The organism is Mobiluncus porci, from assembly GCF_009695935.1.
Taxonomy (GTDB): domain Bacteria; phylum Actinomycetota; class Actinomycetes; order Actinomycetales; family Actinomycetaceae; genus Mobiluncus; species Mobiluncus porci.
The window spans coordinates 127,428-142,439 of the sequence record NZ_VUMY01000003.1; the positions used below are offsets into that span (position 1 = coordinate 127,428).

12 protein-coding genes are annotated in these 15,012 nt (G+C 58.7%); 8 read left to right on the forward strand and 4 right to left on the reverse strand.

Translation table 11 applies throughout. The features are described 5' to 3' along the window. Positions 1-2: 2 nt before the first annotated feature. From FYJ63_RS02525 to FYJ63_RS02555, 7 genes are all read left to right on the forward strand, one after another. A complete protein-coding gene (locus tag FYJ63_RS02525; RefSeq protein WP_154543470.1) occupies positions 3-1,157 on the forward strand; it encodes a thiamine pyrophosphate-dependent enzyme in 1,155 nt (384 codons plus the stop codon). Between the two features lie 107 nt (positions 1,158-1,264). Further along, positions 1,265-2,917 (forward strand): NAD(P)-binding protein, encoded by a 1,653-nt coding sequence (locus tag FYJ63_RS02530; protein WP_154543472.1) that lies wholly within the window; start codon positions 1,265-1,267, stop codon positions 2,915-2,917. 234 nt (positions 2,918-3,151) lie between these two features. Further along, positions 3,152-3,361: a hypothetical protein gene (locus FYJ63_RS02535; protein ID WP_154543474.1), complete on the forward strand. Its 210-nt coding sequence runs from the start codon at positions 3,152-3,154 to the stop codon at positions 3,359-3,361. Beyond that, positions 3,358-5,214, forward strand: coding sequence for a PGAP1-like alpha/beta domain-containing protein (locus tag FYJ63_RS11415; RefSeq protein WP_154543476.1), 1,857 nt, complete (start codon positions 3,358-3,360; stop codon positions 5,212-5,214). Before FYJ63_RS02535 ends, FYJ63_RS11415 begins: the two co-directional genes overlap by 4 nt. Positions 5,215-5,391: 177 nt before the next feature. Continuing rightward, positions 5,392-7,032: a cell wall-binding repeat-containing protein gene (locus tag FYJ63_RS02545; protein WP_154543560.1), complete on the forward strand. Its 1,641-nt coding sequence runs from the start codon at positions 5,392-5,394 to the stop codon at positions 7,030-7,032. A 230-nt stretch (positions 7,033-7,262) separates the two neighbouring features. After that, entirely contained in the window at positions 7,263-8,330 is a 1,068-nt protein-coding gene (locus FYJ63_RS02550; protein ID WP_154543478.1) for a histidinol-phosphate transaminase, read from the forward strand. 172 nt (positions 8,331-8,502) lie between these two features. Continuing rightward, a complete protein-coding gene (locus FYJ63_RS02555) occupies positions 8,503-9,264 on the forward strand; it encodes a M48 family metallopeptidase (protein ID WP_338106793.1) in 762 nt (253 codons plus the stop codon). A 118-nt stretch (positions 9,265-9,382) separates the two neighbouring features. Here FYJ63_RS02555 and FYJ63_RS02560 read toward each other — a convergent pair whose 3' ends face one another. From FYJ63_RS02560 to FYJ63_RS02575, 4 genes are all read right to left on the reverse strand, one after another. After that, positions 9,383-9,694, reverse strand: a complete 312-nt coding sequence (locus FYJ63_RS02560; protein ID WP_195839314.1) for a GNAT family N-acetyltransferase — start codon at positions 9,692-9,694, stop codon at positions 9,383-9,385. Then, entirely contained in the window at positions 9,687-10,463 is a 777-nt protein-coding gene (gene hemQ / locus FYJ63_RS02565) for a hydrogen peroxide-dependent heme synthase (protein WP_154543482.1), read from the reverse strand. The genes FYJ63_RS02560 and hemQ overlap by 8 nt, the downstream gene beginning before the upstream one ends. A gap of 111 nt (positions 10,464-10,574) precedes the next feature. Next, positions 10,575-11,984 (reverse strand): ferrochelatase, encoded by a 1,410-nt coding sequence (locus tag FYJ63_RS02570; protein ID WP_154543484.1) that lies wholly within the window; start codon positions 11,982-11,984, stop codon positions 10,575-10,577. 123 nt (positions 11,985-12,107) lie between these two features. Then, positions 12,108-13,523, reverse strand: a complete 1,416-nt coding sequence (locus FYJ63_RS02575) for a glutamyl-tRNA reductase (protein WP_154543486.1) — start codon at positions 13,521-13,523, stop codon at positions 12,108-12,110. Between the two features lie 226 nt (positions 13,524-13,749). On the opposite strand from FYJ63_RS02575, the gene FYJ63_RS02580 reads away from it, so the two are divergent. After that, positions 13,750-14,910, forward strand: a complete 1,161-nt coding sequence (locus FYJ63_RS02580) for a uroporphyrinogen decarboxylase family protein (RefSeq protein WP_154543488.1) — start codon at positions 13,750-13,752, stop codon at positions 14,908-14,910. Positions 14,911-15,012: the final 102 nt, after the last annotated feature.

Below are 15,012 nucleotides of genomic sequence, written 5' to 3' on the forward strand. Positions count from 1 at the left end.
AGATGAGCGAAACTACTACTGACACTATTGCCCAGTCGCAGGCTACCGCCATTCCGGCCCGCGAACAGGTCAAGTTCTATCAGGTCGGGTCTTACGCGGTCGGAAACCGTTTGGCCGACCTGCAATGGCGGTCTCTCCAATCCGACCCGAACCGCAAGAACTCCCTGACTTCCGGCCACCGCGCCTGCCAGGGTTGTGGTGAGGCTCTCGGCGCCCGTTACGCCGTGGATACGGCTTCGGCAGTGACCAACAACAACATCGTGGCCATCAACGCCACGGGCTGTTTGGAAGTCTTTTCGACTCCCTATCCGGAGACGGCGTGGACGATTCCGTGGCTTCACTCCCTTTTCGGGAACACGGCCGCGGTGGCCTCCGGTGCGGCTGCCGGACTGAAAGCCATGGGGAAAGACGATATTCGGGTGGTCGCCCAGGGCGGCGACGGCGGAACGGTCGATATCGGTTTCGGGTGTTTGTCGGGGATGTTTGAGCGCAACGACGACGTGCTTTACATCTGTTACGACAACGAGGCCTACATGAACACGGGCGTGCAGCGCTCCGGCGCGACCCCGCCGGCGGCTCGTACCGCGACCACCCAGCCGGTCGGGGAACATCCCGGCAACGTATTTACCCAGGGGAAGAACCTGCCGCGAATCGCAATGGCTCACGAGATTCCCTATGTTGCCACCGCGACCGTCGCCGATTTGCGCGACTTGGAATACAAGGTCCAAAAGGCCATGAGCTACCACGGGGCGCGCTACATTCACGTGTTGGTGCCCTGCCCGCTCGGTTGGGGATCGAACTCGAACCTGACGGTGACGCTGGCGCGGCTCGCGACCCAGACGGGTCTCTTCCCGGTCTATGAGGCTGAAGGCGGGGAAATCACTTCGGTGACGAAGATTCGCCGCCCCGTGCCGGTGGAGAAATACTTGAAGCCGCAGCGGCGTTTTGCTCACGTTTTCAAGGAGCCGGACTCTGCCGAGGTTATCGCGAGGCTCCAAGCCATTGCTGACCGGAACATCAAGCGCTACGGGCTGATTGAGATGGAATCCCTTGATGAAGACGTGCAGAAACGCATTCTCTCCGCGCCGGAGGACCCGACGGGGCGGTTTGCATCGACTCTGCTGGCGGAGCCAACAGAGTCGATGCAAACCGCTTGACGGCGGAGGCGTTAAAAAACGGTCCAGTGGACCGTTTTAGCCGGAGCACCTCTAAAGCCGCTTGCGGCTTCACTGCTTATCTACGAAGAGCTTGAAGGAAAGAAAACATGACAGACACATTGAAACCAGAACTGAAACAGGAAGAAACGATTCCTTTCGCCATCACCCTCGAGGTCGGTTCCTCCTTGGAGAACGAAACCGGCTCGTGGCGCACGGAACGTCCGGTTTATGTCCACAACCTGCCGCCTTGTAACAAGGCCTGCCCCGCCGGAGAGAACTGCCAACAGTGGCTGTTCTATGCCGAGGAAGGGCGTTATCGCCAGGCTTGGGAACAGATGATGGCCGACAACCCGCTCCCCGCCGTGATGGGACGCGTGTGCTATCACCCCTGCCAGACGGCGTGTAACCGCGGCATGGTTGATGAGGCCGTCGGCATCAACGCGATCGAGCGTTTCGTGGGCGACAAGGCGCTCTTGGAAGGCTGGAAGGTTGGACTGTTGAGTCCGGAAACCGGCAAGCGCGTCCTGGTAGTCGGCGCGGGGCCCTCGGGTTTGAGCGCGGCTTACCACCTGCGGCGCATGGGCCACACCGTCACCGTCCGTGACGCCGGGCCGATGGCGGGCGGCATGATGCGTTTCGGGATTCCGTCTTACCGCCTCCCGCGCGGCATCCTCGACCAGGAAGTCAAGCGGATTGAAGAGCTGGGAGTGAAATTCGAGTTCAACTCGAAGGTCGAAAACGTGGCCGATGTGGCTGGGGATTTCGACGCGGTGTTCTTGGCGATTGGAGCCCAGATGGGTCGTCACGCCGATATTCCCGCGGGGGATTCCGCCAAGGTGATGGATGCCGTGGACATGCTCGCCGATATGGAATCCAACGAAAAGCCCATGCTGGGGCGTCGCGTCGTGGTTTACGGCGGCGGGAACACGGCCGTGGACGCGGCTCGTACCGCGAAGCGTCTCGGCGCGGAAGAGGCGATTATTGTTTACCGCCGCACCCGCGACCGTGCTCCGGCCCACGACTCCGAAATCATGGAAGCCGAAGAAGAAGGCGTCATGATGAAGTGGCTGTCCACGATTAAGCACGTGGACGGCGGGGAAATCAAGATCGAGAAGATGGTCTTGAACGATGAGGGATTCCCGGTGGGAACCGGCGAGTACGAAGACCTCGGCGCGGACTCGGTCATCATGGCTCTGGGTCAAGAATCCGACCTCGGCATTGTCGAAAACGCTCCCGGAATCGAGATCGAGAAGGGCGTCGTGAAGGTCGACGGACGGATGATGACCGGAATGAAAGGCGTCTTCGCCGGTGGCGACATGGTGCCTTCTCAGCGGACCGTCACCATCGCGATTGGTCACGGCAAGAAGGCGGCGCGCTGCATCGATGCCTATCTTCGCGGCGAGGAATACGTGGCTCCGCCGAAAGCCGAGGATGCCGCCATCAAGCGCATGAACACCTGGTATTACGCTGATGCGCCGCGCCAGGTTCGCGACAAGATCGAAGGCCCGCGCCGCGCTTCAACCTTCGACGAGGTCGTGCAGGGCTTGGACGAGGAATCGGCAGTTTTCGAGGCTCGACGTTGCATGAGCTGCGGGAACTGTTTCGGTTGCGATAACTGCTTCGGGGTGTGCCCGGATAATGCGATTCTGAAGATTAAACCTACGGAGTACGAGTTCAAGTACGACTACTGCAAGGGCTGCGGGATTTGCGCCGAAGAATGTCCTTGCGGGGCTATCAGCATGGTGCTGGAGGAGAATTAGTCCTTTCTGCGTAGTTTCCAATGGGACGGGCCAAAGTGGTAAATTTTTTTACCACTTTGGCCCGTCCCCATTGGAAAGAGTCCCAATTTTGCGGGATTTTGCGGGTTTGAGGTTTTCCACAGCTGCAAATTAAGGCCTGAATTCACATGGTAAAAATTTTCGGCTTGGCTTACCCGCGCGCTCCTTTTAGTTTGGTGTCATCAAACCGGATGGCACTTGTTGAAAGGAGCACCAATGGCAGACCTGTGTTATTACGGAGATTTCACGACAAGATACCACGACGCCATGAGTAACTACCGCAACGGCGCGAACCAGACCTGGCTGGGGAAGGCCGCGGATTACTACGAAGCCAAGTATGACGAGTTGCTGGGCTACCTCCAGATTCTAGGGTCCTACATTAACGAACTCGAAGGTTCCCGCGGGCGGTTGGAGGCGTTGCTGTGAGTGACACGCTACTACTTGACCCCACTGGGACTTCACATAGCCAGTTTGACCAGCTGTCTTGGTACAACTTGGAAAAAAATCGTGAGGCATTCATTCGCTCTGATGATTATCTTATTGACGGTGGAGCCGCACCACTTTGCGTGGACACCGTTGAACTGGAGGCCATGAGCCAGGGACTCTCTCTAGCTAGAGATAGGCTGGAAGGTCTGGGTCAACAAGTGCTGGCAGTTCATCAAGATCTGTTTTTTCGGTACCTCACGGAATTGGATTTTCTCAACCAGTCACTAGCTGCGGGAAACGAGGGAGCGGCCGAAAAAATCTCGAGGTTGATGGCGGCTTGGGCGCAATTTGAGAACGACTACTATCCGGTGCAATACGACAGGTGCGGGGCGAGGCGACTGGCTTCGGATACGGGAGAGTTGAGCCTTGCGCTGGCGAGGGCCACTGGGACCTATGAGTTGACCGAAGACCAGGTCAACAAGATGATGAGGATTTATTTGGAACAAAGTGCTTTGAGCCTGTTGGCGAAAAAGATTTCTGGCTCTCTAGAGTTTCCGGAGACTTTCACCGTGGGAGGGAAGACTTATTTTGCGAAAGATTTAAACGATATTCAAAAGGCCGCAATATTTTTGTCGTGGTGGCAGGCGAAGCAGGGTGAGGATATTTTTGGCTCGAGCCATTCCGTAACTTTGCATTCTCAGGATGGAGATGTCTCAATTCCGGTTGACGGTTTTGAAGATTCCCCGGAACTCAATGAAGCATTTGCAAAATATATTTCAAGGTTATCTCCAGAAGAATCCAAGAAAATTCAAGACCAAATTTTTGGATACGCCAAGATTGCGGATCAGGATGAACCCTGGTTAAGCCGTTTGGCTCGTTTCACGGGATTGCAGGCCACTGTATTTGCGGCGCTGTTTCTTCCGCGGGGTGGCAAAATTTTCGAAGATATCTTGCGCGGTCCAGGTCCGGACTGGTATCGATTGTTTTCGGACTCCCAGGCCCAATCTCGGGCGGAAAAAGGCCAGAAGTTTGCCAAGACTGTCACGGCGAAATCGGTAGGAACCACTAGAGCGAAGCGACTGGAAGAAAGACAGTTGGGGCTGGATCCTTCCGGAGATTGTATAGCCAATGGGGATGGCACCATGACACGTAACCTGCCTCATGAGCTGGGTGATACGTTCCGCTACGCCAACACGCAGGATCCCCAAGAGGGGGGAGCTTTTGAGATTCAACAGTGGGAGACTGCCAGCGGTAAGAAAGGGGCGCGGGTGATTCTTCGAGGTACCGAGACGTGGGATGCGGGTTCTGAGCAAGTGCAGGATATGTTGACGAACACGGAGTCGGTAGCAGGACTACAAACGGGGGTGGAAAAGGCTGTGGCTGAGGCGTTGGAACAGCTCGGGGTATCAGCCGATACTCCGGTGGAACTGGTGGGACATTCCCAAGCGGGGATTGTGGCTTCGAATTTGGCGGCGGATTCCGGCTTCACCAAACGCTTCAATGTGCAAACCGTAATCACTGCGGGCTCTCCGGTGGCGAATGCTCCAATTCCAGAGAAAATCAAGACTTTGAACCTTGAAAATATCTATGACCATGTTCCCAAGCTTGACGGAGCGATCAATCCGCCCTCCCCAAACCACATTACGGTTTACAAAGACTATAAGAAGGGTTTAAACCCAGAAGAGGTTCACAATCGTGATGCGGTCTATGCCGAGATGATGGATGAACTCCAGAGTTTTCACTATGCGGAAGTTGATAATTTCCTGGAATGTCGTGACAAAGTGATGGGCTTTGATGAAGAAATCGTCAAAGCCACCACGCAAAGATTTGAAATAGAAAGAAACTACGGTTGAAAGAAATCCGAGATAGGAGGGGATTAGGGCGCAATCCAACAGGAAAAGAATTGTGATTTTTCAGCCATTTTTCAGCGTTATTCTGCGGAAAAGTGCTTCTAATTCTCGAAGGGAGCAGGTATTATTGATTCAGCAGAAGGATTCTGCCAAGGAACTACAGGGTAGGTGAATAAGGATATGAAACCCAAGACCCAGATTTCGGAAGTAAACTCGCCGGTGGCGAACAGGGGGAGCGAGACCGCTCACCCCGTGGTGCATGGTCGTGTGCGTTTTGGGCGCTTCCTCGTGGGAGGCGCGGCACTGGTCGGTATGATTGCCGTTTCAATGTTTAATGGAACTGCTGACTTGGCACGAACTCCCTTGGTGGGCGCTCCCGAGACAACGGTTAACGCCAGCCCTGGTGATGTTTTGAACAACCCGGCCGGCCCCGGTGGGGCGCCGGCTCCTTCTCAGCCCTCTCGCCTTGGCGGCGGTGGTGCGGCAGCAACTGCCGTTGCGGTTTCCCAACGTGCTTTCCCCGGTGGGGCTTCAGAAGTTTACTTGGCACGCCTTGACAATCCCGTGGATGCTTTGGCGGCTTCCATCCTCCCCAACGGCCCGATTCTGCTCGTTCCGAACGACGGAAACGTGCCCCCCGCAGTTTTCAATGAAATTCAGCGCTTGAATCCCGGAAAGGTCGTTATCCTCGGGGGTACTGGCGCGATTAGCGACGGCGTGGCTGGACAGATTACGACTTACACCGGTAAATCCACCCAGCGGCTTGCGGGGCCGAACCGCGTGGCGACGGCAGCAGCGATTGCTCGTTACGCCTATCCGGGCGGAAACCCGACTGTCTATGTGGCTGACGCCATTGGTGCTGGCGGCAAGGGTTCTCCGGATGCCGTTGCCGGTGGCGTCTTGCGTGACGGACCGATTCTGACGGTTAGCCCCAACGGAGGCGACATCGCGACCGTGGCGCAAACCATTAAGGCGCTCGGCGCGAACCGAGTTGTGGCTCTCGGCGGATCTGCCGTTGTGGCAGACGCGACCCTGAACCAGGTTGCCGGCGGAGCGGCCACTTCCCGCTTGTACGGCGCCAACCGTTACCAGACTTCCGTCGCTATCGGGAAGGCCGTATTCGGCGGCGGGGCTGGCACAGCCTATCTGGCATCAGGCTCTGACTTGGCCTACGCTCTGGTGGCCGGTACTTTGACCGACGGCCCGATTGTTCTCGTTCCGGCTAACGCCGATACCAACACTCGCGGGCTCGTGACCGCGTTTGGGAACCCGAATGTGGTGGCGATTGGTGACGCCGCCTCGGTTAGTGACAACACCTTGCAGGTTGCCGCGGGTTACGCCCAACCGCAGGCTGCCCCACAGCCGACTCAGCAGGCTCCGGTCGCGGGTGCCCACCAGGTCTACACCAAGTACTCCATGCAGCCCTCCCCGACTGACGGGGCGCGCGAGGATGCCATTCTGAACTCCATCAACGCGACCCGTAACGCTAACGGAGTGGCTTCCCTATCCCGCGACGCAGTGATGGATGACGCGGCTCGCGCTTGGGCTCAGCAAGTGGCCCGCACCGATGTTTTCGTTCACTCCAACGGATCCTTGAAGTATGCAGATTTATTCCCGGCCGGATGGAGGTACGCGGGCGAGAACATGGTGGGCTACTACAATATTGAGCCCGGTCCCTATGCGGCGGGATGTACCGATCTTTGGGTCAAGTCCCCCGGTCACTGGCAGAACCTCATTGACCGGCGCTTCAACCGCACCGGCATCGGGGTGGCGACCGGACGCACCTGGGTTTACGCCGTCCAAAACTTCGGACAGTACTAAATCCTAGAGCGGCACTAGGAGACCATGGCAATCGGATAACTCATTGGAATTTCATATCCCTAAGTTTCGGCGTCGAGCCTTCGGGCTCGACGCCGAAGTTTTTAATCCATACGGACACTAACTACGCATCAAGATAGTGTCCGGATGGCAAAGTATCAGGTTGGAAGGTTTTGGGATTTGCATTGCTCGGGAAAAATGGTGATTGGTGTCCGGGGAGTAAAGTAAACACCATGAGCGCTGTGAAGGTCCTTGACAATGTGAAGCAAATGCCGGCCTATATTCCCGGGAAATCGGGTTCCGGTGAGAACGCCCTGAAACTGTCATCAAACGAAAACCCCTTTGATCCGCTACCCGAAGTGGTATCGGCAGCCCGCCGAGCCCTGGAGGAAGTGAACCGCTATCCCCAAATGTACGCCGATGACTTGTGCCAAGCCCTTGGTGAACGCTACGACTTGGGAACCGATTCGGTCGTGGTCGGCAACGGCTCTGTCGCCTTGTTGAACCACGCGCTTACCGCAGTGGCCGGAGCCGGTGACCTCGTAGTGGAGCCCTGGCGGTCCTTCGAGGCCTACCCCATTGTGATTGGCACCACTCAAGCGAAAATCATCAACGTGCCCTTGACCGAGTCCGGCGCCGAACATGACCTCCGGGGAATGCTGGAGGCCATCCAGCGCGGCGGGGAACGCGTCAAGGCCGTCATGCTGTGCTCGCCGAATAATCCCACCGGACCGGCCCTCGGCGAAGGCGCCGTGCGGGAGTTTTTGGACCAGGTCCCACCCCAGGTCGTAGTGATTTTGGATGAAGCCTATATCGAGTTTGTCACCTCTCCGGAGGCGGTAGACGGGCTGAAGCTACTGGCGGACTACCCGAATCTGATGGTGTCACGGACCTTCTCCAAGGCCTATCAGCTCGCGGGTCTACGGGTCGGCTGGATTGCGGGGGTGGATCCGGAACTTATCGGGGCAATCCGCAAGGTGTCTACACCTTTTGGGGTTAACGTGGCGGCTGCGGCTGCGGCTCGCGAGGCGTTGCGCCATGAGGCGGAGGTTTCGCGGCAAGTTACTTCGATTGTGGACGAGCGAGAGCGCGTTTTGGCAACGTTGCGGGGGAATGGGTGGAAGATTCCTGACGCTCAAGGGAACTTCTATTGGATTGGCGGAGCCGACCTGGTGTCCCCCGTCACCTCGGCCTTAGCCGCGGCCCAGATTACCGCGCGGCCCTTCCCCGAAGGCGTGCGGATAACGGTGGGTCTTCCCGCCGATAACAACCGCGTATTGGCAGCGCTAACCGCTTTGTAAAGCCAAATCTGTAAAATCCGGATGAAACCTTCAGGGGCGAGTGCGGATTGCCGATTCAAAGTTTAGTGATCGGGGACACCCTCTCAGGCTTGGTGCCTGTGCCTCCCACATTAGGTGTGTCCCCGATCAACTCATTTTCCCGTCTCACCAGGCTGTGACCTAAAATATTCGGGTGGCAAGCAAAGCGGGAAAAGCTGAGGGGATTTACTGGCTGGACATTTCCCGCAACAAGTTTGACTCCCCAGGCGAGAACCAAAAAATCCCTATCTACCTCACCCGAAAACAGGTTCGCCACCTGCGACTAAGAATCACCGACAGCGGCGAATTCCATTTGTCGATTCCCTGGAGGGCCCCGCTTCGGCTGGCGGAGGGCTTCATTGAAGAACAGCGCGACTGGATTACGGCTCAGCAAGACCGCTACCGTTTTCGCGCCTCCGACAAGCCCCGCTACGAAACTGGAGACGTTATTCCCTGGTGGGGGGCCAATCTTCGCTTAGAAGTTCAAGAAAAACCCGGGCGAGCCAAATCGGAAGTCCTCGGGGAGGTGGTGCGGCTAACTGTGCCACCGGGGTCCGACCTCGAAAAACGGCAACGCACGCTCGACAAACTCCGCAAGAACTCCCTCGAAACTCGGCTGGCGGCTTTGCTCCCCAAGTGGGCCGCAGCCTTCGAGGTGGAACCCGGGCCGGTTCGAATCCGGCGCATGAAATCACGCTGGGGTTCGTGCAACCCGAGAACCCGCGCGCTGACCTTCAACCTGGAGCTCACGACCCGCGACCCGAAATATCTCGAATACGTGATTGCCCACGAGCTCACGCATTATTTTTTCCCGAACCACGGACCGGAATTTCACGCCTTGTTGGCTTCGAAGCTACCCGCAGAACGCTCCTTGCGAAGAGAACTCAACGGGCGCGGCGCAAACAGCGCGGGCTAAACAACCTTTACGGGCGCGGCGCAAACGGCACAAACTGCGCAAACTAAACGAGCGCCGCGCGAGCTGACTAGGTTTTAGGAGCGCCAACCGACCCCACAGCCCCCGCTCTTCACGGCCGCTAGCGCTTCGACGGGGCCAGCTCGAGGGGCTTATATTCCGGGTGCTTGTTCAAGTAGGAGGCCACAAACGGGCAGTTCGCAATGACCTGCTTGTCTCCAGCCTCCAACTGCCACTCCAGGACTGCCTTCGCGAGCGCGCCGGCAATCCCGTGGCCGGAAGCGGCGGGATCCACCACGGTTTCCTCAGCGTAGAACCGCTCTCCATCCACGGTATAGCGCAGCAAACCCACGACTTGGCCCTCGCGAATCGCTTCGAAGCGTCCGTCCTTCTCATTGTGACGGACCTCAAAGTGGTAATCGCTTTCAGTCACAGGCCCTCCCTTGGTCACGCTTCGGTTGAAGATCCACCCACTCGCCGGCCTCCACCCGGACACCGGTATAGAACGGAGTGTCGACCCGAACAAAGAGGCGAGCCTCCACTTCACGCTGCTTGCGCAAAACCCCCATCACTCGATCGAGCTTGTCGGCCTCCAGTGTCACCGTCCACTCATAGTCACCCAGCGCAAAAGCCGCCAAGGTCGAAACGGCGACATCGTTGAACTCCGCGCCGTTTTGGCCGTGTTCCTTCAAGATGGCATTCCGGCGGGCCTTGGGGAGGTAATACCAATCCCAGGAACGCACGAAAGGATAGACCGTCATGTATTTTCGGGGCGCAAAACCGCCCCAGCAAGCCGGCAAGTGAGACTCGTTGAACTCGGCGGGCAGGTGGCGGGAAATTGCTGACCAGACCGGCTCCAAAAGCGCGGGCTGCCCGTGACAGGTTCCGATAGCCGTCATCTTCCGGTATGCCTCCTGGAGAGCCTCGGGGTTATCTGCCAAAGTCCACACCATCAAATCCGCATCCGCGCGAAAACCGGAAACATCGTACCAGCCGCGCACCACCGTGCCTTCGAGGGCTTCGTTCAGACGGTGCTTGATGCGGGTGAGGCGCTCCGGGTCAGTCGGTAGCGGGCGGGTCCGCTTGAACACCATGTGAATCGAGTAGTTTTCGCGAGCGTTCACCTCGCGGTAGTCAACAGCGTAATCTCGCGGGTCACCGGTGATTTCCGGCGCGGTCAAAATGTGGTGGGGATGTTCCATTGGTTCTCCTTATCTCGATTGGTTAACAGTCTAATCGCGCCTACAACCTACGATTTTTGAATTTATTGCCTTATTCGGCAATAAATTCAAAAATCGTATGACTTAGGCAGATCAACTCTCCCTAGCTTTGGTGTGGGCTTGGCTCGGTCGCGGGTACTGGCAACAGTCTGGCCCGCAGTTTTCCCCGAAAGCCGGATAGGTTCCCGGCTCCACCACAAGGTTTGGGCGCTCCCCCCGAGCCAGAGCCGCGCGCTCCCGCACGAGTTCCGCAAGCCCGTCAAGGAAACCCGCATTGCTCTCGGCGGTTGCGGCTCGTTGATAGTTAAGCCCGAGTTCACTCGCGGTAGCGAAGGCCTCCGTGTCGAGGTCATAGACCACCTCCATGTGGTCGGAGATGAAACCAATCGGGGCGACCACGACGTTTTCTACGCCTGCCGCGGCGAGGTCTTTCAAGTGGTCATTAATGTCGGGTTCAAGCCATTTTTGGCGGGGGGACCCCGAGCGGGAACAAAAGGCCAGCGTCCATGGGAGCTGGCTGCCGGTCGCGGCAAGCCGGCGATTAATGGCGCCCGCCACCGCGAGATGTTGAGCCAAATAGGTCCAGCCCTCCCCGAGAACGTCCTGCTCGCGGGTTACCGGCAGGAGGCCGGAGAGATCTTGGGTGGTGAAATCCGGGTTTCGCTGGCTGAGGTCGCCGTTCGGGCCGAGCGCGTCGCGGTCCTCGAAAAGCGCGGGCTTGGGCGTAGCCGTCGGGTCGGACCTCTCCGGAGTAGTGACTGAGGGGAGCGTAGCCGGAAGGGTTTGACTGGACAGCGTAGCCGTACCCGTTTCCTTAGCCTTTTTCTGCGCCGGACCGGAATGGAGCGCCATCTCCAGCGGAATCGAGTGGGTGACGAAAACTAGGTGGGTGTGAGGGGGAATCTGCGGCGCTTCGGTGGCAGAGTCGCTGGTGGGGGGGAATGTCCCGTCAGGTCCGCCGCGAAGCGCGGTTCGCTCATTGTTGAATCGGGCCAGTGCGTCCGCAACCGCCCGCGCGTTCGCCCCCACGAAGCCCGGCGTATTCGCAAAAGCCCTCACCCGGTCCAACCGCAGCCGAACGTCCGGGTGAGACTCGTGGAATTCATCAAGCGCGGCGGCAAGATTCTCCCGATATTGACGGCATCCGGAATAGGAAGTGTAGGCGGAAGTGAAGAGTGTCAGGATCCGGCGCGCCCCCCCAGCTGCGAGTTCAGCAAGGGTTTCCGTGAAGTACGGGTGCCAGTTGCGGTTTCCGATTCCGTAGCGGATGTCCTCGCCGAGACGAGCCCTCAGCCCGTCCAAGAGTTCTTGATTACGGGCATTAATCGGGGAAACTCCGCCGAAAAGTCGGTAGTGTCCCCCCACTTGCTCCAGACGTTCGTCGGGAATCCCCGCTCCTCCAGTGGCGTTGCGTAGGAATGGTAGCACGTCCTCAGGGCCGTTTGGCCCGCCGTAACTGACCAGCATCAATGCGTCGTAGGGCTCCAAGACAGAATCACTCATAAGGTTTACCTTAGTGTATTTTTAGGAGCGTTCGGGGTGTTGTGGGGGTGACTTGAAGGGTTGGCAGGGCCGATTTCACGGGTGACAACGGTATTAGTCTCATCAAAGTGCCAGGTGAGGCCCTTAGCGTTCCTCAACAAAGGCTGCTTCGAGGACCTCGGGGGTCAATCCCCAAACCGTTGCGAGCGCCTCAACCCAATCGGCACCGAGTCCCGATTCCGCTGCCATGTGAGCCGACACCGTCGGAGTGTGAGCCAGTTTGGCGACCACGTGGCGAATCGCGCGAATCGCGGTGTCGCGAGGAATCAGATCTGTTTGGGGGAGTCGCTCGATTTCCTCGCCGGCGGCCTGTTCGAAGATGGCTCTGAGCTGGACAATTGCGGGGTCCATGTGGCGGGCAGCGACAGCAGCATCGTAGTCGGCAAGGCCTTCCTCGATGATGGCGTTGGCGCGACGGATTTGGGTGACTGCGAGGGCAGGGACGTGTCCGCGAATGTCTTCAAGGCTCCACATTTTGACTCCGCCCAAGTCACGGACGGTTTCTTCGACATCGCGGTGGAGGGCAAGATCAAGGATTATGAGCGGATTTCGGTGAACTTCTCGTAAGGCGAGCGCGGCCGCGACCTGTTCTCGGGTCAAAACCGGAGCGCCAATCCCGCGACAAGCCACGACTAAATCCGCTTCTGCCAGGGCATTTACAGTGTTTGCGGGGTCGATAACCCGAGTTCCGTGGGCTTGGGCGAAAGCGTGGACCCGCGCGGAAGTTGAAACATTGGCGAGGTCTCGAACTCCGCGGGCGCGCAACTGCGCGACCGCGTTTCCCGCGTAGGCGCCGGTTCCAACGAGTAATGCCTTGATACCTCGCCAATCCCTTGTTGAATCCCCTGGCGAGGCTCCCGCGACCTCCCTTGATGAACCGGACGCGCCTTCCGCCCGCTCCGACCCCGCCATGAGATCCCCTGCGGCGAGGTCCAGGGCCACCGAAACAACCGAGCGGCCGAGACCGGTCAAGGAGGTCTCGGAAGACACCCGCCGAGAAGTCGCCAGCGCCCCCTCGAACATCCTTATCATCAGACCATTTACCTCGTGGAGCTCCTGGGCGCGGGTAAAAGCGCGGCGAACCTGGCCGGCTACCTCGGCCTCCCCGACAACCATGGAATCGAGGCCGGCAGCGACCCGATAGAGATGCTCGGCCACCTCGCGGCCCTCGATGAAATTCCAGATTAGAGGGGGATTCGGGGAGGTGTCGGCTGGTGGGATGGCGGTTTGGGCTTGGTGGGCGTGGCAGTCGCATTCGTGGAGCGGGATAGCCTGGGCGGTTTCATCCTCTTCGTCAACCTCGCGCGAGTCCACCAAGCGCACCTCGGGATCTGCGGAAACATAGACTTCTACGCGGTTACAGGTCGAGAGAATCACCAGCGAGTGAACCCCGTCGCGGTCGCGCCACTGCGACTCCGCCGCCTCCGCCAGGGTGGCAGCGCGGCTCACCTCATCGAGGCTGTGGGTGAGGTGGTTGACGGTGTAAAGCTGAAAAGGCATCGTTCCTTTTATACCGCAAACTGCGCCATTTAGCCAAAAGCCTCGGTCTGAACCTCGGCCTGGATAGGGGAAGTTTTTTTACCAATGGGGACGGGCCAAACTGGTAAAAAACGCACATTTACCACTTTGGCCCGTCCCCACCGGTAAAAGCCCGGGGGCAAAGTCGTGAAGATTTCGACAAATTAGGCCTCTCCCACAACAGCCACGTTTGGATAGGATAAGGGACATGACCGGACTGAACCCGCTGTTTTTCGATTCTCCGATGCGTGCGGCGCTGAACGCATCGCGACCAGCGCAAACCCCCGTGTGGTTTATGCGCCAAGCCGGTCGCTCGCTGCCGGAATACCACGAGGTGCGCCGAGGGATTCCGATGCTCCAGGCCTGCACGACCCCCGACCTCACCGCGGAAATAACCCTCCAGCCCGTGCGCCGCCACGACGTGGACGCGGCCGTGTTCTATTCCGACATTGTCGTGCCGCTCTATCTCGCGGGCGCCGGAATCGACATCGTTCCCGGAATCGGGCCGGTTCTAGATGAGCCCGTGCGCTCGGCGGCGGACGTGGATCGCTTGAGCGCCCTCGAGGTTGAGGATTGGGCCGTGATTGAGGAGGCCGCTACCATGGTTCGCCGCTCTCTCGCCTTTGACAAGGTCTTATTCGGTTTTGCCGGAGCGCCCTTCACCCTGGCCTCGTACCTGATTGAATCGGGGTCGGGGGGCTCCAAGGCCGAACGTCGCGAATGTCGCCGGACGCGCGAGTTCATCAAGAGCGAGCCCGCCGCCTGGACGCGACTCGCGACTTGGTGCGCGAAACTCTCCGGACAGTTCATGAAAGCCCAGATAAACGGTGGTGCCGAGGCAGTCCAGCTCTTCGATTCCTGGGCGGGCGCGCTGACGCTTGAGGAGTATCGCCGCGTGGCGCTGCCCTACTCGGCTTTGGCTTTTCAGGGGGCTCCGGGGGCCGCGCACGTGCATTTTGCGGTTGGTGCCGGTCATCTCCTGGAGGCGCTTGGTGAAATCGCCGAGGTGGTTTCGGTAGGGACTGACGTGACTTTGGACGAGGCAGCAAGGCGGCTCCCCGGGAAAGTCTTGCAGGGAAATCTCGATCCGGAGTTGCTTCTGGGGGAGGATTCAACAAGGGCAAACGCGGATAATCCCGCACAGCCGCTTGCTGACGCCGCCGCTCCCATCCGGATGGAAACCGCGTCCACATCCGCTCCCACCAGCCCAATCGAGGCCGCCTGGGCTGAGGCCGAGAGAGTCCTCGAAGCCGGACGTGCCGCCCCCGCTCACGTTTTCAACCTGGGACACGGGGTTTTGCCCGAAACTGATCCCGGGGTTTTGACCGAGCTCGTCGCCCGGGTTCATGCCTGGCGACCGGGACGGTGAAGGTGCCGAAGAAGTGACCGCGCCGAAAAAATGAGTCAAAAAGCACGTCCCCATGACTCATTTTGGGGGCTGTATGATACCATTAAGTGACATAAGCGTACC

Excerpts from the sequence above, each read along its gene's own strand:
- FYJ63_RS02575 (WP_154543486.1), bottom strand. The coding sequence starts at position 13,523 with ATGCCTTTTCAGCTTTACACCGTCAACCACCTCACCCACAGCCTCGAT.
- FYJ63_RS02550 (WP_154543478.1), top strand. The coding sequence starts at position 7,263 with ATGAGCGCTGTGAAGGTCCTTGACAATGTGAAGCAAATGCCGGCCTAT.
- hemQ (WP_154543482.1), bottom strand. The coding sequence starts at position 10,463 with ATGGAACATCCCCACCACATTTTGACCGCGCCGGAAATCACCGGTGAC.
- FYJ63_RS02570 (WP_154543484.1), bottom strand. The coding sequence starts at position 11,984 with ATGAGTGATTCTGTCTTGGAGCCCTACGACGCATTGATGCTGGTCAGT.
- FYJ63_RS02530 (WP_154543472.1), top strand. The coding sequence starts at position 1,265 with ATGACAGACACATTGAAACCAGAACTGAAACAGGAAGAAACGATTCCT.
- FYJ63_RS02535 (WP_154543474.1), top strand. The coding sequence starts at position 3,152 with ATGGCAGACCTGTGTTATTACGGAGATTTCACGACAAGATACCACGAC.
- FYJ63_RS02545 (WP_154543560.1), top strand. The coding sequence starts at position 5,392 with ATGAAACCCAAGACCCAGATTTCGGAAGTAAACTCGCCGGTGGCGAAC.
- FYJ63_RS02580 (WP_154543488.1), top strand. The coding sequence starts at position 13,750 with ATGACCGGACTGAACCCGCTGTTTTTCGATTCTCCGATGCGTGCGGCG.
- FYJ63_RS02525 (WP_154543470.1), top strand. The coding sequence starts at position 3 with ATGAGCGAAACTACTACTGACACTATTGCCCAGTCGCAGGCTACCGCC.